General features: G+C 64.7%; 25 protein-coding genes. 12 read left to right on the top strand and 13 right to left on the bottom strand.

Annotation, left to right across the window (positions count from 1 at the left end; translation table 11 throughout):
* Positions 1 to 150 precede the first annotated feature (150 nt).
* Entirely contained in the window at positions 151 to 1,431 is a 1,281-nt protein-coding gene (locus ACGYK7_RS03680; protein WP_394399107.1) for an amidohydrolase family protein, read from the top strand.
* A 147-nt stretch (positions 1,432 to 1,578) separates the two neighbouring features.
* Complete coding sequence (gap, locus tag ACGYK7_RS03675) at positions 1,579 to 2,580, top strand: type I glyceraldehyde-3-phosphate dehydrogenase (RefSeq protein ID WP_394399105.1); 1,002 nt, start codon at positions 1,579 to 1,581, stop codon at positions 2,578 to 2,580.
* A gap of 39 nt (positions 2,581 to 2,619) precedes the next feature.
* On the opposite strand, the gene ACGYK7_RS03670 is transcribed toward gap, so the two are convergent.
* Positions 2,620 to 3,147: a winged helix DNA-binding protein gene (locus ACGYK7_RS03670; RefSeq protein ID WP_394399103.1), complete on the bottom strand. Its 528-nt coding sequence runs from the start codon at positions 3,145 to 3,147 to the stop codon at positions 2,620 to 2,622.
* A gap of 198 nt (positions 3,148 to 3,345) precedes the next feature.
* Here ACGYK7_RS03670 and ACGYK7_RS03665 point away from each other — a divergent pair, with 198 nt between their 5' ends.
* Positions 3,346 to 4,413: a Hint domain-containing protein gene (locus ACGYK7_RS03665; RefSeq protein WP_394399101.1), complete on the top strand. Its 1,068-nt coding sequence runs from the start codon at positions 3,346 to 3,348 to the stop codon at positions 4,411 to 4,413.
* Positions 4,414 to 4,443: 30 nt separating this feature from the next.
* Here ACGYK7_RS03665 and ACGYK7_RS03660 read toward each other — a convergent pair whose 3' ends face one another.
* The gene (locus ACGYK7_RS03660; RefSeq protein ID WP_394399099.1) at positions 4,444 to 5,013 is read right to left on the bottom strand and encodes a TlpA disulfide reductase family protein; all 570 of its coding nucleotides are present in this window, start codon (positions 5,011 to 5,013) and stop codon (positions 4,444 to 4,446) included.
* A gap of 23 nt (positions 5,014 to 5,036) precedes the next feature.
* On the opposite strand from ACGYK7_RS03660, the gene argH reads away from it, so the two are divergent.
* Genes argH through ACGYK7_RS03630 form a run of 6 tightly spaced genes read left to right on the top strand, consistent with a single transcriptional unit; the run spans position 5,037 to position 10,960 of the window.
* Positions 5,037 to 6,428 carry an argininosuccinate lyase gene (argH, locus tag ACGYK7_RS03655; protein ID WP_394399097.1) on the top strand — a complete coding sequence of 464 codons (1,392 nt, stop codon included), beginning with the start codon at positions 5,037 to 5,039 and terminating at the stop codon, positions 6,426 to 6,428.
* On the top strand, positions 6,425 to 6,604 hold the full coding sequence (locus ACGYK7_RS03650) for a hypothetical protein (protein ID WP_394399095.1): 180 nt from the start codon (positions 6,425 to 6,427) through the stop codon (positions 6,602 to 6,604). The genes argH and ACGYK7_RS03650 overlap by 4 nt, the downstream gene beginning before the upstream one ends.
* Positions 6,601 to 6,762, top strand: a complete 162-nt coding sequence (locus ACGYK7_RS03645; protein ID WP_394399093.1) for a hypothetical protein — start codon at positions 6,601 to 6,603, stop codon at positions 6,760 to 6,762. Before ACGYK7_RS03650 ends, ACGYK7_RS03645 begins: the two co-directional genes overlap by 4 nt.
* Positions 6,762 to 7,079: a DUF2834 domain-containing protein gene (locus ACGYK7_RS03640; RefSeq protein WP_394399091.1), complete on the top strand. Its 318-nt coding sequence runs from the start codon at positions 6,762 to 6,764 to the stop codon at positions 7,077 to 7,079. Before ACGYK7_RS03645 ends, ACGYK7_RS03640 begins: the two co-directional genes overlap by 1 nt.
* A gap of 27 nt (positions 7,080 to 7,106) precedes the next feature.
* The gene (lysA, locus tag ACGYK7_RS03635; RefSeq protein WP_394399089.1) at positions 7,107 to 8,372 is read left to right on the top strand and encodes a diaminopimelate decarboxylase; all 1,266 of its coding nucleotides are present in this window, start codon (positions 7,107 to 7,109) and stop codon (positions 8,370 to 8,372) included.
* Between the two features lie 35 nt (positions 8,373 to 8,407).
* Entirely contained in the window at positions 8,408 to 10,960 is a 2,553-nt protein-coding gene (locus ACGYK7_RS03630) for a DUF4175 domain-containing protein (RefSeq protein WP_394399087.1), read from the top strand.
* Between the two features lie 6 nt (positions 10,961 to 10,966).
* Here ACGYK7_RS03630 and ACGYK7_RS03625 read toward each other — a convergent pair whose 3' ends face one another.
* Positions 10,967 to 11,953 carry a zinc-ribbon domain-containing protein gene (locus ACGYK7_RS03625; RefSeq protein WP_394399085.1) on the bottom strand — a complete coding sequence of 329 codons (987 nt, stop codon included), beginning with the start codon at positions 11,951 to 11,953 and terminating at the stop codon, positions 10,967 to 10,969.
* A 156-nt stretch (positions 11,954 to 12,109) separates the two neighbouring features.
* On the opposite strand from ACGYK7_RS03625, the gene ACGYK7_RS03620 reads away from it, so the two are divergent.
* The 3 genes from ACGYK7_RS03620 to ACGYK7_RS03610 are packed head-to-tail and all read left to right on the top strand — an operon-like array spanning position 12,110 to position 14,426.
* Positions 12,110 to 12,787 carry a cell division ATP-binding protein FtsE gene (locus ACGYK7_RS03620; protein WP_394399083.1) on the top strand — a complete coding sequence of 226 codons (678 nt, stop codon included), beginning with the start codon at positions 12,110 to 12,112 and terminating at the stop codon, positions 12,785 to 12,787.
* Positions 12,784 to 13,692 carry a cell division protein FtsX gene (locus tag ACGYK7_RS03615; RefSeq protein ID WP_394399081.1) on the top strand — a complete coding sequence of 303 codons (909 nt, stop codon included), beginning with the start codon at positions 12,784 to 12,786 and terminating at the stop codon, positions 13,690 to 13,692. The genes ACGYK7_RS03620 and ACGYK7_RS03615 overlap by 4 nt, the downstream gene beginning before the upstream one ends.
* On the top strand, positions 13,689 to 14,426 hold the full coding sequence (locus ACGYK7_RS03610; protein ID WP_394399079.1) for a lysophospholipid acyltransferase family protein: 738 nt from the start codon (positions 13,689 to 13,691) through the stop codon (positions 14,424 to 14,426). Before ACGYK7_RS03615 ends, ACGYK7_RS03610 begins: the two co-directional genes overlap by 4 nt.
* A 413-nt stretch (positions 14,427 to 14,839) precedes the next feature.
* Here ACGYK7_RS03610 and lpdA read toward each other — a convergent pair whose 3' ends face one another.
* The 10 genes from lpdA to sucC form a co-directional block, all read right to left on the bottom strand.
* Entirely contained in the window at positions 14,840 to 16,228 is a 1,389-nt protein-coding gene (gene lpdA / locus ACGYK7_RS03605; protein WP_394399077.1) for a dihydrolipoyl dehydrogenase, read from the bottom strand.
* A 93-nt stretch (positions 16,229 to 16,321) separates the two neighbouring features.
* Positions 16,322 to 16,717 (bottom strand): MAPEG family protein, encoded by a 396-nt coding sequence (locus tag ACGYK7_RS03600; protein ID WP_394399075.1) that lies wholly within the window; start codon positions 16,715 to 16,717, stop codon positions 16,322 to 16,324.
* Positions 16,714 to 16,977: a hypothetical protein gene (locus ACGYK7_RS03595; RefSeq protein WP_394399073.1), complete on the bottom strand. Its 264-nt coding sequence runs from the start codon at positions 16,975 to 16,977 to the stop codon at positions 16,714 to 16,716. The genes ACGYK7_RS03600 and ACGYK7_RS03595 overlap by 4 nt, the downstream gene beginning before the upstream one ends.
* 11 nt (positions 16,978 to 16,988) lie before the next feature.
* Positions 16,989 to 17,372, bottom strand: a complete 384-nt coding sequence (locus ACGYK7_RS03590) for an MAPEG family protein (protein WP_394399071.1) — start codon at positions 17,370 to 17,372, stop codon at positions 16,989 to 16,991.
* Positions 17,373 to 17,451: 79 nt separating this feature from the next.
* Positions 17,452 to 19,038, bottom strand: a complete 1,587-nt coding sequence (gene odhB, locus ACGYK7_RS03585) for a 2-oxoglutarate dehydrogenase complex dihydrolipoyllysine-residue succinyltransferase (RefSeq protein WP_394399069.1) — start codon at positions 19,036 to 19,038, stop codon at positions 17,452 to 17,454.
* A 3-nt stretch (positions 19,039 to 19,041) separates the two neighbouring features.
* Positions 19,042 to 22,002, bottom strand: a complete 2,961-nt coding sequence (locus tag ACGYK7_RS03580) for a 2-oxoglutarate dehydrogenase E1 component (protein WP_394399067.1) — start codon at positions 22,000 to 22,002, stop codon at positions 19,042 to 19,044.
* A gap of 305 nt (positions 22,003 to 22,307) precedes the next feature.
* Positions 22,308 to 23,195, bottom strand: a complete 888-nt coding sequence (sucD, locus tag ACGYK7_RS03575; protein ID WP_067261915.1) for a succinate--CoA ligase subunit alpha — start codon at positions 23,193 to 23,195, stop codon at positions 22,308 to 22,310.
* Between the two features lie 52 nt (positions 23,196 to 23,247).
* Entirely contained in the window at positions 23,248 to 23,934 is a 687-nt protein-coding gene (locus ACGYK7_RS03570; protein WP_394399065.1) for a hypothetical protein, read from the bottom strand.
* Between the two features lie 73 nt (positions 23,935 to 24,007).
* Entirely contained in the window at positions 24,008 to 24,301 is a 294-nt protein-coding gene (locus tag ACGYK7_RS03565) for a hypothetical protein (RefSeq protein WP_394399063.1), read from the bottom strand.
* Positions 24,302 to 24,436: 135 nt separating this feature from the next.
* Positions 24,437 to 25,630 (bottom strand): ADP-forming succinate--CoA ligase subunit beta, encoded by a 1,194-nt coding sequence (sucC, locus tag ACGYK7_RS03560; protein WP_394399061.1) that lies wholly within the window; start codon positions 25,628 to 25,630, stop codon positions 24,437 to 24,439.
* Positions 25,631 to 25,708: the final 78 nt, after the last annotated feature.

The following is a 25,708-nucleotide window of genomic DNA, read 5'->3' as shown; positions in this document are numbered from 1 at the left end:
GCTCGCTACAGATCGCTAAGGGCTGCTCCCGGCCGCGGGTGGGGGTGAAGCCCCCGCCGTCAAACCGTAGGTTTGCCTCCGGCAAAACGGGGGCGGCCGGGGGCTGCCCGGCCTGCGTCCGGGCGGGACACAACTGAAAAGGACCAACCCATGTTCGACCTCATCATCAAAGGCGGCACGCTCCCCAACGGTCGCGTCACCGACATCGGCATCAAGGGCGACCGCATCGCCGCCATCGAAGACCTCTCCACCGCAGAGGCGCGCGAGACCATCGACGCCAGCGGCGACCTCGTCAGCCCACCCTTCGTCGATCCGCATTTCCACATGGACGCGACCCTCAGCTACGGCACCCCGCGCATCAACGCCTCGGGCACGCTGCTGGAAGGCATCGGCCTCTGGGGCGAACTTAAAGAGGTAATGACACAGGACGAGGTCAAGGCCCGCGCGCTGGAATACTGCGATTGGGCCGCCTCATTGGGCCTTCTGGCCATCCGCAGCCATGTCGACACCTGCGACGACCGTCTTCTGGGCGTCGAAGCCCTGCTCGACGTGCGCGAGACGGTCAAAGACTACATCGACCTGCAACTCGTCGCCTTCCCGCAGGACGGCCTCTACCGCGACCCCACGGCGCATGAGAACACGATCCGCGCGCTGGACATGGGCGTCGACGTGGTGGGCGGCATCCCGCATTTCGAACGCACCATGGCCGATGGCGCCCGTTCCGTCACCGCTCTCTGCGAACTTGCCGCCGAGCGCGGCCTCATGGTCGACCTGCATTGCGACGAGACCGACGACCCCCATTCGCGCCATATCGAGACGCTGGCCTATGAGACCCAACGCCTTGGGCTACAGGGCAGGGTGGCCGGCTCGCATCTCACCTCGATGCATTCGATGGACAATTACTATGTCTCGAAACTGCTGCCGCTGATGGCCGAGGCAGAGGTCGCCGCGATCCCCAATCCGCTGATCAACATCACCCTGCAGGGCCGCCATGATACCTACCCGAAACGCCGCGGCCTCACGCGGGTGAAAGAGATGCAAGCCATGGGCATCGACGTGGGCTGGGGGCAGGACTGCGTCATGGACCCGTGGTATTCCATGGGCACGGGCGACATGCTCGACGTGGCCTTCATGGGGCTGCATGTGGCGCAGATGACCTCGCCCGAGGAAATGCGCCGCTGCTTTGACATGGTGACGCATGTGAACGCGCGGATCCTCGGGTTGCGGGACTACGGGCTGCGCGTCGGCGCGACCGCCTCGCTGGTGGTGCTGGACGCGGGCAACCCGATTGAAGCGCTGCGCCTGCGGCCCGACCGGCTCTGCGTGGTGGCCAAGGGGCGCGTCATCTCACGCCAAGCGCGCAATGACGCGCGGCTCAGCCTGCCCGGGCGGCCCGACAGCGTGCGCCGCCGCCATCGCGCGCATTCATGACACCGGGCTGAAAACAGGCCCAAAATCGGCGCCTTGAAACAGGGCGCCGATTTCCTACCTGAGGCCAATTGAACTCCGCCACACCCGGTGCTATGTTAGCGCTAACCGCGCCAATCCGCCCGACACCGGGCCACCGGAGGATTCACCATGCCCACTAAAATCGCCATCAACGGCTTTGGCCGCATCGGACGCTGCGTGCTGCGCGCGCTGATCGAGAACGGCTTTGACGGGATCGAAGTCGTTGCCATCAACGATTTGACCGATGCCGAGAACCTGCTGCACCTATTGAAATACGACTCCGTCCATGGCCGCCTGCCGGTGGATGCGGAATTGAAAGATGGCACCCTGCATGTGGCGGGCCAGAGCATCCGCATGACGGCAGAGCGCGATCCGGCGAAACTGCCATGGGGCGACGTTGATGTGGCCTATGAATGCACCGGTTTCTTCACCGCCCGCGACGCGGCGGCGAAACATCTGGAGAATGGCAGCAAACGCGTGTTGATCTCGGCCCCCGGCAAAGGTGTGGACCGCACCGTTGTCTACGGCGTCAATCATGATGAGCTGACCGGCGAAGACGTGATCGTCTCCAACGCGTCCTGCACCACCAACTGCCTCGCTCCGGTGGCCAAGGTGCTCGACGACAGCTTCGGGATCGAGACTGGCTATATGACCACGATCCACGCCTATACCGGCGACCAGCCGACCCACGACAGCCCGCACCGCGACCCCTATCGGGGCCGTGCCGCCGCCCTGTCAATGGTGCCGACCTCGACCGGCGCCGCCGCCGCGATTTCCGAGGTGATCCCCCATCTGAAGGGCGTGCTCGAAGGCTCCGCCGTGCGCGTGCCGACGGCCAATGTCTCGCTCGTGGATTTGTGCATCATGCCCGAGAAACCCGCGACGGCAGAGGCGGTGAACGCCGCGATGCAAGAGGCGGCCGATGGCGCATTGAAAGGCGTGTTGGCCTATGAGCCCGCGCCGCTGGTCTCGACCGATTTCAACCACGATCCGCATTCCTCCACCCTCGCGCCCGATCAGACGCGGGTGACCGATGGCGGCATGATCCGCGTGGTCAGCTGGTATGACAATGAATGGGGTTTCTCGAACCGCATGAACGACACCGCGCGTGCCATTGCCGCGCTGATCTAAGCTTTGGCGGGCGCGGGGGGCAGCCCTCGCGCCTGCGCTCTACAGCGAGGCCGCCGCGCGGCTCGCTTGGTCATATTGCCCCGACATCGCCCGAAGCTGCGCCGCGATCTTGCGCAGTTCCTCGCCCGAGATATCGGTGCGCGGCAAGCCATCCAGAAAACACGCCTGACGGATCGCGCGATAGGCTTCGCATAGCTCGGCACCCGCAGGCGAGGTGCGATAGAACACCTCCTTGCCGCGCTTCTCGGCGCTCAGCAATTCCGCCTTCACCAGCTTGCGAAGGGCGTAGTTCACCGTATGGGTGTCTTCGATGTTGAGCAGGAAGCAAATATCCGTCAGCCGCTTCTCCCGGCCCCGGTGGTTGGCATTGTGCAGCACGAGGATTTCCAGCGGCGTCAGTTCGCCGTTCCCCGCCGCCGCCATGCAACGCGACATCCAGCGGGTGAAGGCATTGTAGGCGATGATCATGCCGTATTCGAGTTCCGAGGCCTCCCAGCCATCGCCCTCGGCCAAATGACGCGACGAGACGATGCGGCGTGACGGGGTGGGGGGTACTTCTTCCGACATGCGGTGCCTCCGGCTGTTTGACCGCTCTGACGTTACCAAGACGCTGACAATTTACAAGCGTTTCGCAGCGCTTCGCCGGGGCCGCAGGGGTGAAGATCAATTTGCAACAGGTTGCGCCGCCACATTCGCGCCATCTTTCGCGCGACCCCCGGCTTTGCTAGGCTGCTGGCAATAAGAAACGAGGCAGGCAGAGCAGTTATGAAAACGGGCTTTCGGGGCACGTTTGTCATCAGCTGGTCGCAAACAGAGATCGACGGTCTGGAGGCCGCGCCGGTGCAGTCGCTCGAACTGGGCTCGGCCTGGGCTTGGCGTGGGGATACCATCCGGGTGGATGGGCCGAATGATGTGCTGCGGCTGGATATGGCGGACGGGGCAGAGCGGTTGCGCAAACGCGCGGCCCGCAAAGTGCAGCGCCTGATCGGGGCCGCACTGGAGGAGGGGGGCATGCAGCCGCCCGCGCCGCGGCGCGATCTCGGCACGGCCCCGCTGCCTGACGACAGCTTCATGGTCACCAACGGTGCGCGGACCTATACCGTAACGCTGATCGACGCAGGCCCGGGGCGGATGCCGCTCTTGATGTTCGTCGATGAACTGCCCCCGCGCGACAGTGAGCTTTGGGTGATGCACAGCACCCTGACCCCGTGCCGCGATGACCGGCCCGAGCGCGGCGGGGTGATCTGTTTCACCCCCGGCACCCGCATCCGCACGCCCAAGGGCAGCGCCCTGATCGAAGAGTTGCGCGAGGGCGATCTGATCCAGACCAAGGACAATGGCGCGCAGCCGCTGGAGTGGATCGGCAGCCGCCGGATGAGCGGCGCGCGGCTGCATGCCATGCCGCATCTGCGCCCCGTGCGCTTCCGCCCCGGTGCCTTGGGGATTGCCCGGCCTGACGCCCCGCTGCTGGTCTCACCCGACCACCGGATCGTGCTGCAAGGCGCGCAAGCCCGTGATCTGTTCAACAGTGACGAAGTGCTGGTCGCCGCGAAAGATTTGATTAACGGGCGCAGCGTGGCCAGCGATATGTCCCTGCGCGAGGTGACCTATATCCACGTCCTGCTGGCCGCGCATCAGGTCATGTGGGCCAATGGTGTCGAGACCGAGAGCTTTCATCCCGCCTCGGCCCCGCTTACCAGCCTTGGCGCGCAGGACCGGGCGCGGCTGCTGGCGGCGCATCCGCAGCTAGAGACGGACCCGCACAGCTATGGTGGTTTCGCGCGGCGCAATCTCAGCACCTCGGAGGCCGCGATCCTGCAACATGTGGCGTGAGGGCTTGGCGCGGAGGCCCGACCTGGCCGCTTAGCTCTCGGCGCCGTCTTCGATCAGGGCTGCGATGATCGCGCGGGCGCTGTCGGAATCCCATTTCGCATCGCCCTGCAACCGGGCAATCTCGCGCCCCTCACGGTCTAGGATCACGCTGATCGGCAGGCCGAATACGCCCATCTGGCTGGCAAGCTTTTGCTTCGGGTCTTGGTGACGGGGCAGGCTGTCGACGCCCGCTTCCTCGAAGAACCGTTTGATCCCTTCCTCAGAGTTGCGCCCCGTGGCGATGGTCAGCACCTGAAAGTCATCGCCGCCGAATTCCTTTTGCAAGGCGTTCAACTGCGGCATCTCCTTGCGGCAGGGCGCGCACCATGTGGCCCAGAAGTTCACCAGCACGACCTTGCCTTCGTAATCCGCCAGCGACATCGCCTCGCCATCGTCCTCGCGCTCAAAGGTCACGTCAGAGGCCGCCTGCGGCGCGTCGTGAATTACGAGTTTCTTCATGTCCCCTTCGCGCAGCCCCGCGATGTCAGCCGTTCCGGCAAGGGCGGGGTTTGCACCTGCGACAAGCAGCGTATAAACGAGGCCGAGCACAAGATTTTTCATACGTCCCTCCAAGGGTATTCAACATGACCGACACGACCTCGAACAAAATGTGGGGCGGGCGTTTCGCCGCCGGACCGGATGCGATCATGGAGGCGATCAACGCCTCGATCGGGTTCGACAAACGGATGGCCGCGCAAGACATCAAAGGGTCGCGTGCCCATGCCGCCATGCTGGCAGCCACAGGCATCCTGACTGATAACGACGCCGACGCGATACGGGAAGGGCTTCTCACAATCTTGTCAGAGATCGAAGAGGGCCGGTTCGAATTCTCCGCCGCGCTCGAAGACATCCATATGAACGTGGAAGCACGGCTGAAAGACCTGATCGGAGAGCCCGCAGGCCGCTTGCACACGGGCCGCAGCCGGAACGACCAAGTCGCCACCGATTTCAAACTCTGGGTGCGGGACCAGTTGGATGCCGCCGACGAAGGGCTGCAAGCGCTGATCCGCGCGCTTTTGTCTCAGGCCGAAGCGGGCGCGGATTGGGTCATGCCCGGCTTTACTCATCTGCAAACCGCGCAGCCCGTGACATGGGGGCATCACATGATGGCCTATGTCGAGATGTTTGGCCGCGATCTGTCGCGCATCCGCGATGCGCGGGCGCGGATGAACGAATGCCCGTTGGGGGCCGCCGCATTGGCTGGCACCTCCTTCCCGATTGACCGCGAGATGACGGCAGAGGCGCTTGGTTTCGACCGCCCCGCCGCGAACTCCCTCGACGCCGTGAGCGACCGCGACTTCGCGCTGGAATTCATGTCAGCCGCCAGCATCTGCGCCATGCACCTGTCGCGCTTCGCCGAGGAATTGGTGATCTGGTCCTCCGCGCAGTTCCGTTTCGTGACGCTGTCGGATCGCTTCTCGACCGGCTCTTCGATCATGCCGCAGAAAAAGAACCCCGATGCCGCCGAGCTCATCCGCGCCAAGGTGGGCCGCATCTTCGGCGCCAATACCGCGCTGATGATGGTGATGAAAGGGCTGCCGCTGGCCTATTCCAAGGACATGCAAGAGGACAAAGAGCAGGTCTTTGACGCTGCCGACAACCTGATGCTGGCGCTGGCCGCGATGACCGGCATGGTGGGCGACATGACGGCCGAGCGTGAGAACCTCGCCGCCGCCGCGGGCTCGGGCTTTTCTACCGCCACCGATCTCGCCGACTGGCTGGTGCGGGTGCCGAACCTGCCGTTCCGCGACGCGCATCACGTGACCGGCACGCTGGTCGCCATGGCCGAGGCGCAGGGCTGCGATCTGCCCGACCTGACGCTCGAGCAGATGCAATCGGTCCATGCCGAGATCACGGAGGACGTTTTTGACGTGCTTGGCGTCGAAAATTCGGTAAACTCGCGCATGTCCTATGGCGGCACCGCGCCCGCGCAGGTGCGTGCCCAGATTGAGCGTTGGAAGGAAATCCTGAAGTGAAACGCCTCCTTGCGGCCCTTTCCCTGTTGAGCCTTGCCGCCTGTGGCGCGGATGGGGAGCCGGTGCGGCCCACGGCCAGCAGCAGCATCACCATGTCCTCTTCGGGCGTCTCGGTGGGGACGGCGGTGGGGCTGCGCCGCGGGCCGTTCTCGCTGATGCTCGGGGCCGGGTCATGAGGCCGCTTTTGCAGATCACACTGGTGGCCGGGGTGCTTGCCTTGGCCGCTTGCACACCGCCGCAGTCCGCCCCACGGCAGGCCGCGCCCACACCGCCGACCGAGCCGGGGATCAGCCTGTCGGGCTATGCCACCGTCGGCGTGGTCAAGAGTTTCTGATGTCGCTTTTGCGGATGCTCTACCTCGCCCTCGCGGTCTGGGGCACGATCCATCCGATGTACTACTTCATCACATGGTTCAACGCCGAAGGCTGGAGCCTGAGCGCCATGGTGGACGCTTGGCACGCCAATGCCGCCGCCAGCGGGCTGGTCTGGGATCTGACCATCGCGGCCGTCACTTTGACCATCTGGATCATTGCCGAGGTCGCCGTGCGGCGCAATTTCCTCAGCCTGATTGCCATTCCCGCCACGTTCTGTATTGGGGTGAGCTGTGGCCTGCCGCTCTATCTTTTCCTGCGGACAGCGCCCATCAGATAAGCGGCGACGACATGGGGCCAAGCGCAGATGGATCATTTTCTCTATAAAGACGGTGTGTTGCACGCCGAGGACGTGAGTCTTGCCGAGATCGCGGCCAGCGTGGGCACGCCCGTCTATGTCTACTCCACCGCCACGCTGCTGCGCCATTTCCACCTTTTTGACGACGCGCTCTCGGGCATGGACCATCTGGTCTGCTATGCGATGAAGGCCAATTCCAACCAAGCCGTTTTGCGCACGCTGGCGCAGGCGGGCGCGGGGATGGATGTGGTCTCGGGCGGGGAATACCGCCGGGCGAAAGCGGCGGGCGTGCCGGGCGATAAGATCGTCTTCTCCGGCGTCGGCAAGACCCGGGAGGAGATCGAACTGGCGCTCACGGGGGGCATCCGCCAGTTCAACGTCGAAAGCGAGCCAGAGATGATCCTGCTGGACGTCGTGGCGCGGGAATTGGGCAAAGTGGCCCCGATCACCATTCGCGTGAACCCGGATGTGGACGCGAAAACCCACGCCAAGATCGCCACCGGCAAAAGCGAGAACAAGTTCGGCATCCCCATCGCCCGCGCCCGCGAAGTCTATGCCATGGCGGCCAAGCTGCCGGGGCTCGAGATCGTGGGCATCGACGTGCATATCGGCAGCCAATTGACCGATCTGGCGCCCTTTGAGCAGGCTTACGGCAAGGTCGCGGAACTGACCGAGGTGCTGCGCGCCGACGGCCATGACATCCGGCGGCTCGACCTTGGCGGCGGCCTGGGCATCCCTTACGAGCGCTCGAATTCCGCCCCGCCGCTGCCCACGGATTACGGCGCGATGGTGCAGCGCAAACTGGGGCATCTGGGCTGTGAGGTCGAGATCGAGCCGGGCCGCTTGATCGCGGGCAACGCAGGTGTGCTGGTAAGCGAGGTGATCTATCTCAAATCCGGCGAAGGCCGCGATTTCCTGATCCTCGATGCCGCGATGAACGATCTCATTCGCCCCGCCATGTATGACGCATGGCATGACATCGTGCCGCTCAATGAACCCGCCCCGGGGGCCGAGCCGCGCCCCGTCGATATCGTGGGGCCGGTCTGCGAATCCGGTGATACTTTCGCCAAACAGCGGATGATGCCGGTGCTGGGCTCAGGCGATCTGGTGGCCTTCCGCTCTGCCGGGGCTTACGGCGCGGTGATGAGCAGCGAGTATAACTCGCGGCCCCTGATCCCCGAGGTGCTGGTGAACGGCGATCAATTCGCGGTTATCCGCCCACGGCCAAGCTTTGACGAAATGATAAACCGCGATACCATCCCTGAATGGCTTTGACGGCATCCCGGCGCCGGGCCACCGGAGCGTGACGCATGGAGACATCCACTGACAGGACAGACGGGCTGCGCGCTTTGCGCTGGCCCCTGCGGCTGACCTGGGCAGGGATGCTGGCCGAGGCGCTGGTGCAGGCGCTCTGGCTCATGCTGGCGCTGATGCTGGCGGTGCTGGCGGCGCTGATGATGGGGGCGCAGGATGCTTTGGCGGGCGGCGTGCTTTGGGCCGTGCTGGCCGTCATCGGTCTGGCGGCCCTCTTTACTCTGTTCTTTGCCCTGCGCCGTTTCCGCCTGCCGTCCCGTGCAGCGGCGCTGGCGCGGTTGGATGCCAGCTTGCCGGGGCGGCCCATTCGCGCGCTCTTGGACGATCAGGCGATTGGCGCGGGCGATGCCGCCTCGGCGGCGGTCTGGCAGGCGCATCAGCGGCGCATGGCCGCGCGGGCGGCTGCGGCGAAGCCGGTGAAGGGCGATCTGCGGGTCGCGCAGGCCGATCCCTATGCGCTGCGCTATGTGGCGCTGCTTGGGTTCATCGTGGCGCTTGTCTTCGGATCCGTCTGGCGGTTGGGCGAGGTGACGCATCTGGCCCCCGGCGGGGCGGGCGGCACGCTGGCCTCCGGCCCCGTTTGGGAAGGCTGGGCCGAGCCGCCGCGTCATACCGGCAAGCCGACGCTCTACCTCAACGATCTTGAGGCCGGGGCGCTGTCGCTGCCTGAGGGCACGCTGATCACCCTGCGGCTCTATGGCGAATTGGACGCGCTGACGGTGGCTGAGAGCGTCTCGGGCCGGGAAGTTGCGGCGTCTTCGGAACCCGCGCAGGATTTCACCCTGCGCCAAAGCGGGGAGATCAGCATCGACGGGCCGGGCGCGCGGGCGTGGCAAATCACGCTTTTGCCCGATGCCGCGCCGCAGGTCGAAAGGCTCGGCCCGCCCGAGGTGACTGCTTTGGGAGAGATGAGCCTGCCGTTCCTTGCGCGCGACGATTATGGCGTCGAGGCCGGGGAGGCGCGGATCAGCCTCAATCTGGCCTCGGTCGACCGGCGCTATGGTCTGACCGTCGACCCCGACCCGCGGCCCGAGATCGTGGTGCCGCTGCCCATGCCGATCAGCGGCGACCGGCGGGATTTCGAAGAGAGGCTGATCGAGAATTTCTCGAAACACCCATGGGCCAATTTGCCGGTGTCGCTGCAACTTTCGGTCTTGGACGCCTCCGAACAGCAGGCCGTGACCGAGGGGAGCCAGTTGACCCTGCCGGGGCGGCGCTTTTTCGATCCGGCGGCGGCGGCGGTGATCGAGATGCGGCGCGATCTTTTGTGGTCGCGCGCCAATGCGCCGCGCATCGCGCAGGTATTGCGCGCGGTGATTTATGCCCCCGGCGATGACCTACGGTCGGAGGTGACGGCACTGCGGCTCAAGCAGGTGATCCGGCGGCTGGAACTGCGCGCGCGCTACGGGCTGGACGAAGAGGTGCAGACCGAGCTGGCCGAAGACCTCTGGGCGCTGGCGATCGAATTGGAAGAAGGCGTCTTGGCCGATGCGCTCGACCGGATGCGCCGCGCGCAGGATCGGTTGAACGAGGCGATGAAGAATGGTGCCTCCGAGGCCGAGATCGCCGAACTGATGGACGAGCTGCGCCGCGCCACCGAAGATTACCTTGAACAACTTCAGCGCCAGCAGGCGCAGGAAGGCGAGGGCGAAGACCAGCAGCCGCAGGGCGAGGCGATGCAGATGACCCAAGACGATCTGCAACGCATGATGGACCGCATTCAGGAGTTGATGGAACAGGGCCGTATGGCCGAAGCCGCCGAGGCGCTGCGCCAGTTGCAGGAAATGATGGAGAATATGCGCGTCACCGAAGGCCAGCCCGGACAGGGCGGCAATTCGCCCGGTGAACAGGCGATGGAGGGGCTGTCGGACACGCTGCGTGAGCAACAGGGCTTAAGCGATCAGGCCTTCCGTGATCTGCAAGAGCAGTTCAACCCCGGCACCGGCGCAGGCGAAAGTGACGACAACGAGGGCCGCAACGGCGGGCAAGAGCGCGGCGAGAGCCATGAAGGCCAGCGCGGGCAGGGCGGCCCCTCCGGTGAAGACGGGGGCGAGGAAGGGCTTGCCGGTCGCCAGCAAGCGCTGCGCGACGAGCTGCGCCGCCAGCAGGGTCGCCTGCCTGGGCAGGGCACGGCTGAGGGGGACGCGGCCCGCGACGCGCTGGACCGCGCGGGCGCGGCGATGGACCGCGCCGGAGAGGCGTTGCGCCGCGACGAACTGGCCGAGGCGATCGACAATCAGGCGCAGGCGATGGAAGCGCTGCGCGAGGGGATGCGCGCCCTCGGTGAGGCGATGGAGCAGGAGCAACGCGCGGGCCAGCCGGGTCAAGGCACGGCAGAGGGGGGCGATCAGCGCGGCGAGGGACGCGATCCGCTTGGGCGTGAGCAGGGCGGCAGCGGGGCCAACAGTTCGGACGCGCCGCTGGCGCAGGGGCCAGACGATCAGGGCCGCGCGCGGCGGTTGCTCGACGAAATCCGCCGCCGCTCGGGCGAGGCAGCGCGGCCAGAGGTCGAGCGGGATTACCTTAACAGGCTGTTGGATCGGTTCTGATCGGGGTTAGCCCTGCGATTGGGTCGCCACGGTGTCGAGCCAGACCAGCAGGTCTTGCAACTGCCCGTCGAGCCAGAGCCGCGCATCGTCCATCCATGCTACATAGGACGATAGATAGGGATCGGCCTGCGGCAGGGATTGCGCGATCTCGGGCGCGTAGACATAGACCGCCGCGAGCAGGGCTGCCAAGACGATCATTATAGTGAAACCGCGTATGAACCCGCCGGATTTCTGCGGCTTTTCGGGGCGGTCGAGCGCGGCGGTGGGGGTGGGCCCGGCCTGCGCGCCCTCTTGCCCGTCATGGCGCAGGGTCGAGTTGATCTCTTCGATATCGGGCAAAAGATCGCGGCGCGAGGCGCTGCCATAGGCGTCAACTTCGCTCTCGGGCACCGGCTCTCCGCGCATCTTGGCCATGCGCAGGCGCGCCTCATGGGCGCGGCGGGCGTCTTCATCCTCGGTCACATGGTCTTCCGCGGCGATCTCGGGGGCCTGCTGCGGCTGTGTCAGGGGCGCGTCGTCTAGGCCGAGGTCCGGCTGGCTTTCCAGCGGTTCCGACTGGCGACGGCGGCGGGCTTCTTGCTCTGCCGCGGCCTCTTGACGGAGGATCTCTGCGATGGCGGGGTCGAGGGGGCGGCGCACCGGCGCGGCGGGGGCGGGTTGGGGCGCCTCCTCCTCGGGGTCGAATGCGTCTTCGAAGTCGTCGTCTTGATCGTCCTCAAAGGGCGCGTCTTCCTCTTCATCGCCGAAGGGCTGCAAATCGGGCAGGCTGGCCGCTGCGGCGGCTTCCGTGTCCTCATCCGGGCCGCGCTGCTTCATCCGCATCACGTCGTCGGCGAAATCATCCTCTTCGGCCTCCGGCGCATTGTCGGGGTGATGCTGGAACCAGGTCTGCCCGCAGTTGGAACATTGCACATCACGCCCCGCCGCCGGCATCACATCGTCGGGGACTTCGTATTGCGCGTCGCAGTTGGGGCAGATCAGCCGCATGGTCATTCCTGGGTTCGTTCGGTGCTCTGAGATCGTAACGGGCAGCATATGTCCTAGAATAACGTAGGAAAAGTGATATCTGGGCAGGGTGCTGGGGTTCTGAGTGATTGAATCCTTTCCGGTGCTGAGGCACAACAGGTCGAAGTTTTTTAAGGTGGATGCGTGATAGAGCTCGAAAATGTGGCCTACAGCTATGGCGGGGGCGAATTGCTGTCTGACATCACGCTGAAACTCGCCCCCGGATCCTTTCATTTCCTGACCGGCCCCTCGGGCGCGGGCAAGACCACCTTGATGAAGCTCTGCTACGGGGCGCTTTTGCCCACGGCGGGGCATCTGCGGATGTTCGGGCAAGACGTGCGCGGGCTGGGGCGCGATGACATCGCGCTGATGCGCCGCCGTGTCGGTGTGGTGCATCAGGACGTGAAATTCCTCGACCATCTCCCCCTGACCGAGAATGTGGCCCTGCCGCTCAGTGTTTCGGGCCGCGGGGCCGAGGCGGGGGGCACCGATCTGGAAGAATTGATGTCTTGGGTTGGCCTGACCAACCGCGCCGACGCCCTGCCGCCTGAGCTTTCGGGCGGGGAGCGGCAGCGGGCCGCCTTGGCACGTGCGGTGATCATGTCGCCCGATGTGATCCTCGCGGATGAGCCGACGGGAAATATCGACTGGGACATGTCCCAGCGGCTGCTGCGCCTGCTGATCGAGTTGAACCGCATGGGCAAGACCGTGTTGATCGCCACCCATGATCTGGGCCTGATCCGCGCCACCAAGGCGCATGTGCAGGCCCGCGTCTTGCGCATCGCGAACCGGCGCATCCAACTGGCGGGGGCGGATTTGTGAAACGCTTCGATCTGGGCGCCCTGCGCGCGATTTTCAAAGGCGACCGGCAGGCCGACCGCGTGGTGCCGCCTTCGGGTTTCACCGCGCAACTGACCCTTTTCGCCGCGGGGGCGATGGCCTTTCTGGCGGTTTTTGCCTTGGCGCTGTCGCTGGCCTCGGGCCGTTTGGCGCAGGTCTGGGGGCAGGAGTTGGCGCAGTCGGCAACGGTGCGGATCGTGGCCCCCTTGGATCAACGTGCGGCCCAGACGGAGGCCGCGTTAAAAGTGTTGCAGACGACCAAGGGCGTGGCCTCGGCCCGTGCGCTGACGGATGCGGAGCAAGAAGAGCTGCTCGCCCCGTGGTTCGGCCCCGAACTGGCGATGGAGAACCTGCCCGTGCCGCGGCTCATCGAAGTGGTCGAGGAGGGCGAGGGGTTGGACCCCGTGGGCCTGCGCCTGCGCCTGTCGGCCGAGGTGCCGGGCGCGGTGCTGGACGATCACAGCCGTTGGCGCGCGCCGCTGGTGGCGGCCGCAGGCCGTTTGCGCCTTTTGGGCTGGATTTCGACCCTGTTGATCGGGGCTGCGGTGGCCGCGATGGTGACGCTTGCCGCGCAGGCGGCGCTTGCCGCCAATGCGCAGGTGATCGCGGTGCTGCGGCTGGTGGGGGCGACCGATGACTATATCGCGCGGGCCTTCATCCGCCGTTTCACCCTGCGCGCGCTTCTGGGTGCGGCGGCGGGCACGGCTTTGGGCATGATCGCGGTGGTTTTGCTGCCCGACGCGGGCGAGGCGGGCGGGTTTCTGACCGGCCTGGGCTTCCAAGGCTGGCATTGGGCGGTGCCGCTGATGGTGCCGTTCCTTGTGGGTGCGGTCGCCTTTGCCGCCACCGGGGCCGCCGCGCGGCGTACATTGAGGGAGTTGACATGAAGCTGCTGCAATGGGTCCGCTCGATCCTCTATATCGTGCAGGTGACCGTGGCGATGCCGGTGATCGGACTGGCCTTTGCGCCTTGGGCGATGTTTTCCAAACGCGGCGCCTATGCGGCCTGCAAAGCCTATGCCGCATGGGCGATGTGGACGGCGCGTTGGCTGATCGGGCTGCGCTGCGAGGTGCGCGGCCAAGTCCCCGAGGGTGAGGTTCTGATCGCGGCCAAACATCAGTCTTTCCTCGATATCATCATGATCTTCCACGCCCTGCCACGGGCCAAGTTCATCATGAAGCGCGAGGTGCTTTGGACGCCGGTGATCGGGCAATACACCAAGCGGATGCAGATGATCGCCGTGAACCGGGGCAAGCGCGGGCAGGCGATCACCAAGATGATGGAAGACGTGAACGTAGGCCGGGTGGAGCCGGGGCAGATCGTGATCTATTCCCAAGGCACCCGTGTCGCCCCGGGGCTCAGCGCGCCTTACAAGGTCGGCACGGCGGTGCTTTACGATCAACTTGGACAGGTCTGCGTGCCTGCGGCGACAAATGCGGGCTACTTCTGGCCGCGCCGGGGGCTCTACCGCCGCCCGGGCTTGGCCGTGGTGGAGTTTCTGGCGCCGATCGAGCCGGGGCTGGACAAGCGCGCCTTCATGGCCCGGCTGGAGCAGGAGGTGGAGAGCCATTCCGACGCACTGCTGCGCGAGGCCGGGTGGCAGCCTGCGGAGGCGGGGTAGGCGCGGGGCGCGGGCCTTGTTGGTCTTCGGGGGCTGTCGGAATGATCCGCCCGTCCGCAGGCCGGGCAGCGCCGACCCGCCCCCTGGGGCGGCGCTTTCAGCACCACCCCGCGGGTCGGCGCTGCCCTTCGCGATTTGTCGGCATGTCATAGTGCCCGCTGAAACGACGGTTTCGCGGGACGCAATCTCGGATATCTGGGAAGCCGTTAAAGTGGCGGCGCCGCCGGGGGAGGTGGAAAGAGCAGGCGTCACCCTGCATGTCTCTACGTATAGACATGACCCGCGAGGGGCCTCGTCTTCCGTGAATGTCGCGACGGGGGAGGTTGTAGGGCAGGGGTGTTAACGCGCGATAGCCGCAGCGTGCGCTGCCTGCGCAACGAAAAAGGGGCGGACACTTGGCCCGCCCCGTTGTTTTACATGTGGATTGGCCCGTCGCCGCAGGCCAGAGCGGCCTCGCGCACGGCCTCGGAATAGGTCGGGTGCGCGTGGCAGGTCATCGCCAGATCCTGCGCCGAGGCGCCGAATTCCATCGCCACACAAACCTCATGGATCAGATCGCCCGCGCCGGGGCCGATGATGTGGCAGCCAAGGATGCGGTCGGTCTCTTTGTCGGCGATCAGCTTGACGAAACCGTCACCAGCAAAGACCGCCTTGGCCCGGGCGTTGCCCATGAAGGAGAACTTGCCGACCTTATAGGCCCGGCCCGCTTCCTTCAGCGTCGCCTCGGTCTCGCCCACGCTGGCGACTTCCGGGTGGGTGTAGATCACGCCGGGGATCACGCCGTAGTTCACATGGCCATGTTTGCCTGCGATGACTTCGGCGGCGGCCATGCCCTCGTCCTCGGCCTTATGGGCCAGCATCGGGCCTTCGATCACGTCACCGATGGCATAGACGCCATTGACGGAGGTCTCCCAATGCTCGTTCACGGCGATCTGGCCGCGCTCGGTCATCTTGATGCCAAGATCGTCGAGCCCCATGCCTTTGACCACCGGCTTGCGGCCTGTGGCGACGAGCACGGCATCGGCTTCGATCTCATGTTCGCTGTCGTCCTTGCGCAGCTTGTAGCTGACCGTGGCCTTGCCCTTGGTGACTTCGGTCTTCTGCACGGCGGCACCCATAACGAAGTTCAACCCCTGCTTTTTCAGCATGCGCTGGAAGGTCTTTTGCACCTCTGGGTCCATGCCGGGGGTGATCACGTCAAGATATTCGACGACCGTAATCTCGGTGCCGAGACGGGCATAGACGCTGCCCAGTTCCAGCCCGATCACGCCCGCGCCGATCACGACCATCTTCTTGGGGATCTTGCCCAGTTCCAGCGCGCCGGTGGAGGTCACCACGGTCTTCTCATCGACCTCGACGCCCGGCAGGCCAGCCGCTTCGGAGCCGGAGGCGATGATGATGTTCTTGGCCTCATGGACCTCGTCGCCGACCTTGACCTTGCCGGCCTCGGGGATCGAGCCCCAGCCCTTGAGCCAGTCGATCTTGTTCTTCTTGAACAGGAACTCGATGCCCTTGGTGTTGGTCTCGATCGTCTTGTCCTTATAGGTCAGCATCTGCTTCCAATCGACGGTCGGCGCTTTCGCTTTGAGACCCATCTCTTCGAAATTATGCTCGGCCTCATGCAGCATATGCGTGGCGTGCAGCAGCGCCTTGGAGGGGATGCAGCCCACGTTGAGGCAGGTGCCGCCGAGGGTCTCACGGCCTTCGACACAGGCGGTTTTCAGGCCCAGTTGCGCGCAACGGATGGCGGCGACATAGCCGCCGGGGCCGGAGCCGATCACGATGACATCATAGCTCGACATGGGGGGTCTCCTTAGCAGTCGGGTGGTGCAGGCAAGGTATGAGGCGCGGGTTTCAGGTGCAAGCGCCGCTGCCTGCGGGTGTTTGGGAAAGGGTTAAACGAGAGCCGCCAGCAGCATCAGCATGGTCGCGGCGAAACCGACGATCCAGATGAACGACCGATGCGGGCGCAGGCCAAGCGCATAGGCGGGAACATAGAGCAGCCGGGCGATGAGATAGACCCAAGCGCAGGCGACGGTGAAGGCGGTGTTCTGGGCCGACATCTGCACCACGCCCACGGCGATGCCGAAAAGGATCAGCCCTTCGAAATGGTTGTCGAGCGCGCGGCCCAGACGGGCGGTGCGGTCGCTCATCACGCGCGACGGCTCACGGTCGCGCGCCGACATGGTGTAGCCGGGACCAAGCTCCCGGTTGGCGGGCACGGCGTAGAGCACGAATTGCACCCCCTGCAGCAGGGCCGCGAGGGTCAGAACGGTCAGCTCGGCGCTCATGCGGATTTCACGAAATAGGCGGTGGAGCCGGTGACGGTGCCCTTGTCATCGCTGCTGAGCGCATCGGACCGGGTGAGCCAATCGTCGGCCTTTTTGCGGTCGTTCACATCCAACAGGACAGAGGCTTTGGTGCTGCTGTCGGCGTGTTGCCAGATTTGCAGCACCGAGAGCCCCGCATTGCGCCGCGCCTCGGCATCGGCGTCGAATGCGTCTTTCCAAGCGGCGAAATCGGTGACGTCGAAGTGGCAGATCATCTGCATGGGAATGCCTTTCAGAGCGCGTGGAAATAAAGAACGGCGGTGGCGGCATAGCCTGCGAGCCACGCCAGCGTGCGGATCGTCGGCACGCCAAGGGCGTAGACGATCAGATAGATGATGCGTGCCAGCAGGAAGACCTGTGCGGCCAGCAAAGTGGCGCTGTTGTTGCGGCCCAAGATCTCGACCAGCAGCACGGCGGGGGCGAAGATCGCCATGGCCACGACGGAGTTATCAAGCGCGCGGCCCAGACGGGCGGTCATCCCGGTGGTGGTGCGCGTCTCATCGCGCGAGGACATCAGGTAGCCCATCGACAGCTGCCGGGTCGCGCCCAACACCTGCAAGAGGATCGTCAGCATGACCAGAAGGCCATAGGCGGCGAGGAGGGTGGTTTCGGTCATGGTCTGTGTCCTTTCGCTATGTGGGAAAATCCACGGGTCCACAGGTAGATAGGGCGGGGGGCGCCCCCCGCCCATAGTATCACAGATCCATCAACAGACGGCGCGGATCTTCGAGCATCTCTTTGACGCGGACAAGGAAGGTCACCGCGCCCTTGCCGTCGATGATCCGGTGGTCGTAGCTGAGCGAGATATACATCATCGGACGGATCACGACTTCGCCGTTGATCGCCATCGGGCGGTCCTGAATCTTGGCCATGCCGAGGATGCCGGACTGCGGCGGGTTCAGGATCGGCGCGGTCATCAGCGAGCCGTAGACGCCACCGTTGGAGATGGTGAAGGTGCCGCCGGTCATGTCGGCCATGGTGAGCTTGCCGTCACGGGCCTTCTTGCCCATGGCGTTCACGGCCTTCTCGATCTCGGCAAAGGACATCGCGTCGGCATTCTTGATCACCGGCACCACGAGGCCCGTGGGCGTGCCTGCGGCGACGCCCATGTGGACGTAGTTCTTGTAGATCACGTCGGTGCCGTCGATCTCGGCGTTGACCTCGAGAATTTCCTTCAGAGCGTGGCAGCAGGCCTTGGTGAAGAAGGACATGAAGCCCATCCGCACGCCGTGCTTCTTCTCGAAGTCGGCCTTGTAGGCATTGCGCAGGGCCATGACCTCGGTCATGTCGACCTCGTTGAAGGTCGTCAGGATCGCGGCGGTGTTCTGCGCTTCCTTGAGGCGGCGCGCCATGGTCTGCTTGAGGCGGGTCATCTTGACCCGCTCTTCGCGGGCGGCGTCATCGGGGGCGGAGGCAGCGCGGGGGGCTGCGGGCTTCGCCTCGGCTTTCGGCGCGGCGGAGGTGCCGGCGGCCACGGCTTTGGCCACGTCTTCCTTCATCACGCGACCGTCACGGCCCGAACCTGTGACCTGATCGCGGCTGATGCCTGCTTCGGCCATCGCTTTCTTGGCGGAAGGCGCGTCTTCGACATCCTTGCCACCGGCGGGCTTGGTCTCAGGCGCGGCACCGGCACCGGACTTGGCGTCTTCGCCCTTGGGGGCGGCGGCGCCTGCGCCGGTGGTCAGCACGGCCAGCGTGGCAGAGGCTTCGACGGTGCTGCCTTCTTCGGCAAAGATCTCGGCCAGCACACCTGCGGCGGGGGCGGGGACTTCGACGCTGACCTTGTCGGTCTCCAACTCGCAGAGCATCTCATCTGCTTCGACCTTGTCCCCGACCTTTTTGAACCAAGTGCTCACGGTCGCTTCGGTCACCGACTCGCCCAAGGTGGGCACCTGTACGTCGATGCTTTGACCTTCGCGGGCGGCGACTTCGGTAGCGCCTGCGTCGATGGCTTTGGGCGCATCGCCGCCACGGTCGGACTGGGAGGCGGCACCGGCATCTTCGGCGGCTTCCTTGGCCTTGGGCGCGGCGGCAGAGCCGCTGTCGCCTTCGCTGACATTGGCCAGAAGGGCGTCGACACCCACGGTGTCGCCTTCTTGGGCCACGATCTCGCTCAGGGTGCCGGCGACGGGGCTGGGCACTTCGACGGTCACCTTGTCGGTTTCCAGCTCGCAGAGCATTTCATCCACCGCGACGGTATCGCCGGGTTTCTTGAACCATGTGGCAACGGTGGCTTCTGTGACGGATTCGCCCAGCGTTGGGACGCGTACTTCGCTTGTCATGGTTTACTTTCCTTTGATGGTCAGCGCCTCGTCAACGAGGGCGGCTTGTTGTGCTTTGTGCTGGCTGGCCAGACCCGTGGCGGGCGAGGCCGAAGTGGCGCGGCCCACATAGGAGGCGCGGCCATGTTTCGCGTCGATGCGGCCCAGAACCCATTCGATGTTGGGCTCGATGAAGGACCAAGCCCCTTGGTTCTTGGGCTCTTCCTGACACCAGATCATCTCGGCCTCTTTGAAACGCTCCAGCTCTCTCACCGCGGATTGCGCGGGGAAGGGGTAGAACTGTTCAAAGCGCAGGATGTAGATGTCGTCGATGCCGCGGGCGTCTCGCTCTTCCAGCAGGTCGTAATAGACCTTGCCCGAACACATCACCACACGCTTGATCTTGTCATCCGCGACCAGTTTGGTGTCGGAGTTGCCTTTTTCGGCGTCATCCCAAAGCACCCGGTGGAAGCTGGACCCGGTGGTGAATTCGTCGGCCTTGCTGATGGCCAGTTTGTGGCGCAGCAGCGATTTGGGTGTCATCAACATCAGCGGCTTGCGGTAGCTGCGGTGCAACTGACGGCGCAGGATGTGGAAGTAGTTGGCGGGCGTGGTGCAGTTCGCCACGATCCAGTTGTCGCCGCCACACATGGTGAGGAAGCGCTCCAGACGGGCCGAGGAGTGCTCGGGGCCCTGACCCTCGTAGCCATGCGGCATCAGGCAGACGAGGCCCGACATGCGCAGCCATTTGCTTTCACCGGAGGAGATGAACTGGTCGAACATGATTTGCGCGCCATTGGCGAAGTCGCCGAACTGCGCTTCCCAGAGCGTCAGCGCGTTGGGTTCGGCCAGCGAATAGCCGTACTCGAACCCCAATACCGCATATTCGCTGAGCATGGAGTCGATGACCTCATAGTCGGCTTGACCCTCGCGGATGTGGTTCAGCGGGTAGTAGCGGTCTTCGTTCTCTTGGTTGATGAAGGCCGAATGCCGTTGGCTAAAGGTGCCGCGCGTGCTGTCCTGACCCGACAGGCGGACCTTGTAGCCCTCGGTCAGCAGGGAGCCGAAGGCGAGCGCCTCTGCCGTGGCCCAGTCGAAGCCTTCACCGCTTTCGAACATCTTCTTTTTCGCGTCGAGCAGACGGCCGATGGTCTTGTGCAGGGGGAAGCCCTCGGGCGCGGTGGTGATCGCCTTGCCGACGCCTTGCAGCGTTTCGGGGGCGATGGCGGTTTTGCCGCGCTGGTAGGACTTGTTCTTTTTGTCCATGCCGGACCATTTGCCGTCGAGCCAGTCGGCCTTGTTCGGGCGGTAGTCTTTCCCGGCCTCGAACTCATCGTTGAGATGGTTCTGGAAGGCGGTCTTCATGTCTTCGATCTCCCCCTCGGGGATCAGACCGTCGGCCACCAGACGCGAGGTATAGAGGCTCAGCGTGGTTTTCTGTTTCTTGACGCTCTTGTACATCACCGGGTTGGTGAACATCGGCTCGTCGCCTTCGTTGTGACCGAAGCGGCGGTAGCAGAAGATGTCGATGACCACGTCCTTGTGGAACTTCTGGCGGAACTCGGTTGCGACGCGGGCGGCGTGGACCACGGCCTCCGGATCATCGCCGTTGACGTGGAAGATCGGCGCCTCCACGACCAGCGCGTTGTCGGTCGGATAGGGCGAGGAGCGCGAGAAATGCGGCGCGGTGGTGAAGCCGATCTGGTTGTTCACCACGATATGCATGGTGCCGCCGGTCTTGTGCCCCTTGAGGCCCGACAGCGCGAAACATTCGGCCACGACCCCTTGGCCCGCGAAAGCCGCGTCGCCGTGCAGCAGCACGGGCATGACGGCGGTGCGGTCTTGGTCGTTCAATTGGTCCTGTTTGGCGCGGACCTTACCCAGCACCACGGGGTTCACCGCCTCTAGGTGGGAGGGGTTCGCGGTCAGCGACAGGTGCACGGAGTTGCCGTCGAACTCACGGTCGGAGGAGGCGCCGAGGTGGTATTTCACATCGCCCGAGCCATCCACATCGTCAGGCTTGAAGCTGCCGCCTTGGAATTCGTTAAAGATCGCGCGGTAGGGTTTTTGCATGACATTGGCCAGCACCGACAGACGGCCCCGGTGGGGCATGCCGATGACGATGTCCTTCACGCCCAACTGGCCGCCGCGCTTGATGATCTGCTCCATCGCCGGGACAAGGCTTTCGCCGCCATCGAGGCCGAAACGCTTGGTGCCCATGTATTTGACGTGCAGGAACTTTTCGAAACCTTCGGCTTCGACCAGCTTGCTCAGGATCGCCTTGCGGCCTTCCTTGGTAAAGGCGATTTCCTTGCCGTAGCCTTCGATCCGCTCTTTCAGCCAACCGGCCTGTTCGGGGTCGGAGATATGCATATATTGCAGCGCGAAGGTGCCGCAGTAGGTCGAGCGGACGATGTCGACGATCTGCTTCATGGTGGCCACTTCAAGGCCCAGCACATTGTCGATGAAGATCGGGCGGTCCATGTCGGCATCGGTGAAACCGTAGGACTTGGGGTCAAGCTCGGGCTGTTCGCCCATGTCGCGCATGCCCAGAGGGTCGAGCGTGGCGGCGAGGTGGCCACGGATCCGGTAGGCGCGGATCAGCATGAGCGCGCGGATACTGTCGAGCACGGCGGCGCGGATCTGATCGTCGGAAACGGGAACGCCCTTTTCCTCGGCCTTTTTCTTGATCTTCTCGCCTGCGGCCTTCGCTTCGGTGGGTTCTGGCCAGACGCCGGTCAGCGCGCCCATCACCTCGCTTTGGGGGGCGGGGGGCCAATCGGGGCGCGCCCAAGAGGGGCCAGCGGCCTCGGCCTGCGCGGTTTCGGCGTCATCGCCCATCGCCGCAAAGAACGTTTGCCATGCCTCGTCCACCGCGTTGGGATCGTTGGCATAGCGGGCGTACATCGCCTCAAGATATTCCGCGTTGTCGCCTTCCATGAAGGAAGAGGCATGGAATTGTTCGTTGGCGGGTTGGTCGGTCATTGGGTCACCTTTGTTCGGCGGGGCAGACGGGACAGGGTCAGAATCAGGGTCGGTCTATAGTCAGGCCCGGCGCGGGGGGCCATAGGTATTGAAGGCGGAGGTGCAGGGCTTTGCCGGGCCGCCGGATCGGGCGCTTGCCCGCGGACCGGCGCCGGGCGAAAGCGGGCAGAGATTGACTAAGGTCTGTATGTGCATCTTGCCCTCCTTCGCTGTCGGCGGCGCCGGGTGGTTGTCATCAAGACCCCGCAAAACATAGCGCTTTGCAGAGTGGGTCAATGGGCGGGCCGTGGCCCGCCCGGCGGGCATCAGCCCTTATCGATCGCTTCTTTGACCGCTTCGCCCAATGTGGCGGGGCTGTCGGCGACCACGATCCCGGCTTCTTTCATCGCCTCGATCTTGCTCTCTGCGTCGCCCTTGCCACCGGCGACGATTGCGCCTGCGTGGCCCATGCGGCGTCCGGGAGGGGCGGTGCGGCCCGCGATGAAACCGGCTGTGGGCTTCCAACGGCCCTTCTTCTTCTCATCGGCGAGGAATTGCGCCGCTTCCTCCTCGGCGGAGCCGCCGATTTCGCCGATCATGATGATCGACTGTGTCTCGTCATCGGCAAGGAACATCTCCAACACGTCGATATGCTCGGTCCCTTTGATCGGGTCGCCGCCGATGCCCACGGCGGAGGATTGGCCGAGGCCCATGTCGGTTGTCTGCTTCACTGCCTCATAGGTCAGCGTGCCGGAGCGCGACACGACGCCGACGGAGCCGCGGCGGTGGATATGGCCCGGCATGATGCCGATCTTGCAGGCGTCGGGCGTGATGACACCGGGGCAGTTCGGCCCGATTAGGCGCGATTTGGAGCCTTCGAGCGCGCGGGCGACGCGGGCCATGTCCAGAACCGGGATGCCTTCGGTGATGCAGACGATCAGCTCCATCTCGGCGTCGATCGCCTCAAGGATCGAGTCGGCGGCGAAGGGGGGCGGGACGTAGATCACGGAGGCATTCGCCTCGGTCGCGTGTTTGGCCTCGTGCACGGAGTTGAAGACCGGCAGGTCGAGATGCGTTTGACCGCCTTTGCCCGGTGTCACGCCGCCGACCATCTTGGTGCCATAGGCGATGGCCTGTTCGGTGTGGAACGTCCCCTGCGAGCCGGTCAGACCCTGACAGATGACTTTGGTGTTTTCGTTGACTAGTACGGCCATGATTTCTTCCTTGGTCGGTGATGTTTAATCCCGGGGGCAGGCCCCGGGGGCGTCAGACGCGGTGCGCCCGGTTGGTGGGATGGGCCGTGGCAGGCGCAGGGCCGGGCCACAGCAGGATGGCGGCGAGGAACATGACCGGGATGCCAAGCTCCCCGATCTCCTCGACGACGAAGGCGGTGCGTTCGGCATTGGCGGAAATCTCGATCCCCAAGGGGGCAAGTTTGCGCGCAATGCCGTCGAGCAGTTTGTAAGCGACGGTGAAGCCGATCCCCAGCAGCACGGCCCCGGCCCAAGCGCGGCCCCGAAACAGGGCCGTGAGGTAGGGGCGGAAGTGACGCCAAAGCATCAGCAGGATCGCGGTGACGATCAGCGCAAGGATCAGTGCGGCGATCAGCCGCTCGCCCAGCGGGACGCCCTCACCGGTATATTGCCGGGCTTTGAAGAGGCCGCGGGAGAAGAGGCTTTTGTCGAGGTCCAGTTCCCGCGCTGCCATGACCGCCAGCACCAGCGGCAGATACCAGACCCGCAGCACCGCGCCGCGCAGGGTCCAGACCAATGCGAGAATGCAAAGGATGTAACCCACGACCGAAAGGCTTTCGTAGAAGCCGCCTTCGGCCAGCAGCGTGGTTTGGGTGGCGGCGGGCAGGCCGTTCACCACGACCATCTGCGCAGCGAAGGCCAGGATCAGGGCAAGGATCACCCACCAGCCCGCGCGGGAAGAGGCAAGCGCCGGTGTCATAGGCCCGCCTTTCGCGGGGCGCTGTCGCGCTTGGCCGCGTGTTGGGTAAGGGGGGCGAGCGACAGCGCGGGCATCAGTAAAGCTGCTCATCTTGATCGACCAGCAGGTCCAGCACCCGCAGGGTCAGCAGACCCGCGCCCATGATCATCAGGCTGCGGCCAATGGAGCCGGTGAGGTTCGACGGCAGGATCATCGCCAGCCCGTCGCGGGATTTCCGCGCGGCGCGGCGCAGCCCGCGGTCGTGGCGACGGTGGTTGGCCGGTTCGGGCAGGCGCAGCGCGCCGGGTTGCCATTGCTGGATCAAGATGCCCGCCCCCAATAGCGCAATACCCGTCAAAACGGGGGAGGATTTGGGAGAGTGATCCATACTGACCTCATTGCGTAATCGGGTGGGCGCGGCGCGGTGTCGTCGCATTTGCCCCTGCCGCAGCGGGGCGGCAGGAACGTTGGAAACGGCCAGTCCCGACCGGCGCGGGGGCCGGGCGGGACTGGCCGAAAAGGCTTAGCCTTTGACCGCTTTCACGATCTTCTGCGCGCCATCCTTCAGGTCGTCGGCGGCGATGACGTCGAGACCGGAGTTGTTGATGATCGCCTTGCCTTCTTCGACGTTGGTGCCTTCGAGACGGACAACCAGCGGCACTTTCAGACCGACTTCCTTCACCGCGGCGACCACGCCTTCGGCGATGACATCGCAGCGCATGATGCCGCCGAAGATGTTCACGAGGATGCCTTTGACGTTCTCGTCGGAGGTGATGATCTTGAAGGCCTCGGTGACTTTCTCTTTGGTCGCACCACCGCCCACGTCGAGGAAGTTGGCAGGCTCCGCGCCGTAGAGTTTGATGATGTCCATCGTGGCCATGGCGAGGCCCGCGCCGTTCACCATGCAGCCGATCTCACCGTCGAGCGCGATGTAGTTCAGGTCGTATTTGGAGGCTTCGAGTTCCTTGGCGTCTTCCTCGGTCTCGTCGCGCAGGTTGGCGATGTCGGGCTGGCGGTACATGGCGTTGCCATCGAAACCGACCTTGGCGTCGAGCACCTTGAGTTCGTTGCCGGGCATGACGATCAGCGGGTTGATCTCGAGCATCTCCATGTCCTTCTCGATGAAGGCCTGGTAGAGCTGACCCATCAGCTTCACGCATTGCTTGATGGCGGCACCCTCAAGACCCAGCGAGAAGGCGACGCGGCGGCCGTGGTAGGGCTGGTAGCCGGTGGCCGGATCGACGGAGAAGCTGAGGATTTTTTCAGGTGTCGCTTCGGCGACTTCTTCGATGTCCATGCCGCCTTCGGTGGAGCAGACAAAGGAGATGCGGCTGGTCTGGCGATCAACCAGCAGCGCGAGGTACAGCTCACGCTCGATGTCGGAGCCGTCTTCGATGTAGATGCGGTTGACCTGCTTGCCTGCGGGGCCGGTCTGATGCGTGACCAGCGTTTTGCCCAGCATCTTCTTGGCTTCCTCGGCCGCTTCTTCCACGGATTTGGCAAGGCGCACACCGCCCTTTTCGCCAGCGGCGGCTTCCTTGAAGCTGCCCTTGCCGCGACCGCCTGCGTGGATCTGCGCTTTGACAACCCAAAGGGGCCCGTCCATTTCGCCGGCTGCGTTCTTGGCGTCTTCTGCCTTCAGCACAACGCGGCCGTCGGAGACAGGGGCGCCATAGCTGCGCAGGAGGGCTTTTGCCTGATATTCGTGGATGTTCATGAAAACGGTCCCGTTTCTGTTCCAGTTGCCCCGTAGTATGGGGATGACTCTCGTTCCTGTAAGGGTTTTTTCGGAGAA

Source organism: Sulfitobacter sp. 1A15299, assembly GCF_043556915.1.
Classification (GTDB): Bacteria; Pseudomonadota; Alphaproteobacteria; order Rhodobacterales; family Rhodobacteraceae; genus Sulfitobacter.
This window is presented reverse-complemented; position numbering and strand designations above follow the sequence as displayed.

Bases quoted from the DNA above. Each gene is read 5' to 3' on its own strand.
- ACGYK7_RS03680 (WP_394399107.1), top strand. From the start codon at position 151: ATGTTCGACCTCATCATCAAAGGCGGCACGCTCCCCAACGGTCGCGTC.
- gap (WP_394399105.1), top strand. From the start codon at position 1,579: ATGCCCACTAAAATCGCCATCAACGGCTTTGGCCGCATCGGACGCTGC.
- ACGYK7_RS03670 (WP_394399103.1), bottom strand. From the start codon at position 3,147: ATGTCGGAAGAAGTACCCCCCACCCCGTCACGCCGCATCGTCTCGTCG.
- ACGYK7_RS03665 (WP_394399101.1), top strand. From the start codon at position 3,346: ATGAAAACGGGCTTTCGGGGCACGTTTGTCATCAGCTGGTCGCAAACA.
- ACGYK7_RS03660 (WP_394399099.1), bottom strand. From the start codon at position 5,013: ATGAAAAATCTTGTGCTCGGCCTCGTTTATACGCTGCTTGTCGCAGGT.
- argH (WP_394399097.1), top strand. From the start codon at position 5,037: ATGACCGACACGACCTCGAACAAAATGTGGGGCGGGCGTTTCGCCGCC.
- ACGYK7_RS03645 (WP_394399093.1), top strand. From the start codon at position 6,601: ATGAGGCCGCTTTTGCAGATCACACTGGTGGCCGGGGTGCTTGCCTTG.
- ACGYK7_RS03640 (WP_394399091.1), top strand. From the start codon at position 6,762: ATGTCGCTTTTGCGGATGCTCTACCTCGCCCTCGCGGTCTGGGGCACG.
- lysA (WP_394399089.1), top strand. From the start codon at position 7,107: ATGGATCATTTTCTCTATAAAGACGGTGTGTTGCACGCCGAGGACGTG.
- ACGYK7_RS03630 (WP_394399087.1), top strand. From the start codon at position 8,408: ATGGAGACATCCACTGACAGGACAGACGGGCTGCGCGCTTTGCGCTGG.
- ACGYK7_RS03625 (WP_394399085.1), bottom strand. From the start codon at position 11,953: ATGACCATGCGGCTGATCTGCCCCAACTGCGACGCGCAATACGAAGTC.
- ACGYK7_RS03610 (WP_394399079.1), top strand. From the start codon at position 13,689: ATGAAGCTGCTGCAATGGGTCCGCTCGATCCTCTATATCGTGCAGGTG.
- lpdA (WP_394399077.1), bottom strand. From the start codon at position 16,228: ATGTCGAGCTATGATGTCATCGTGATCGGCTCCGGCCCCGGCGGCTAT.
- ACGYK7_RS03600 (WP_394399075.1), bottom strand. From the start codon at position 16,717: ATGAGCGCCGAGCTGACCGTTCTGACCCTCGCGGCCCTGCTGCAGGGG.
- ACGYK7_RS03595 (WP_394399073.1), bottom strand. From the start codon at position 16,977: ATGCAGATGATCTGCCACTTCGACGTCACCGATTTCGCCGCTTGGAAA.
- ACGYK7_RS03590 (WP_394399071.1), bottom strand. From the start codon at position 17,372: ATGACCGAAACCACCCTCCTCGCCGCCTATGGCCTTCTGGTCATGCTG.
- odhB (WP_394399069.1), bottom strand. From the start codon at position 19,038: ATGACAAGCGAAGTACGCGTCCCAACGCTGGGCGAATCCGTCACAGAA.
- ACGYK7_RS03580 (WP_394399067.1), bottom strand. From the start codon at position 22,002: ATGACCGACCAACCCGCCAACGAACAATTCCATGCCTCTTCCTTCATG.
- sucD (WP_067261915.1), bottom strand. From the start codon at position 23,195: ATGGCCGTACTAGTCAACGAAAACACCAAAGTCATCTGTCAGGGTCTG.
- ACGYK7_RS03570 (WP_394399065.1), bottom strand. From the start codon at position 23,934: ATGACACCGGCGCTTGCCTCTTCCCGCGCGGGCTGGTGGGTGATCCTT.
- ACGYK7_RS03565 (WP_394399063.1), bottom strand. From the start codon at position 24,301: ATGGATCACTCTCCCAAATCCTCCCCCGTTTTGACGGGTATTGCGCTA.
- sucC (WP_394399061.1), bottom strand. From the start codon at position 25,630: ATGAACATCCACGAATATCAGGCAAAAGCCCTCCTGCGCAGCTATGGC.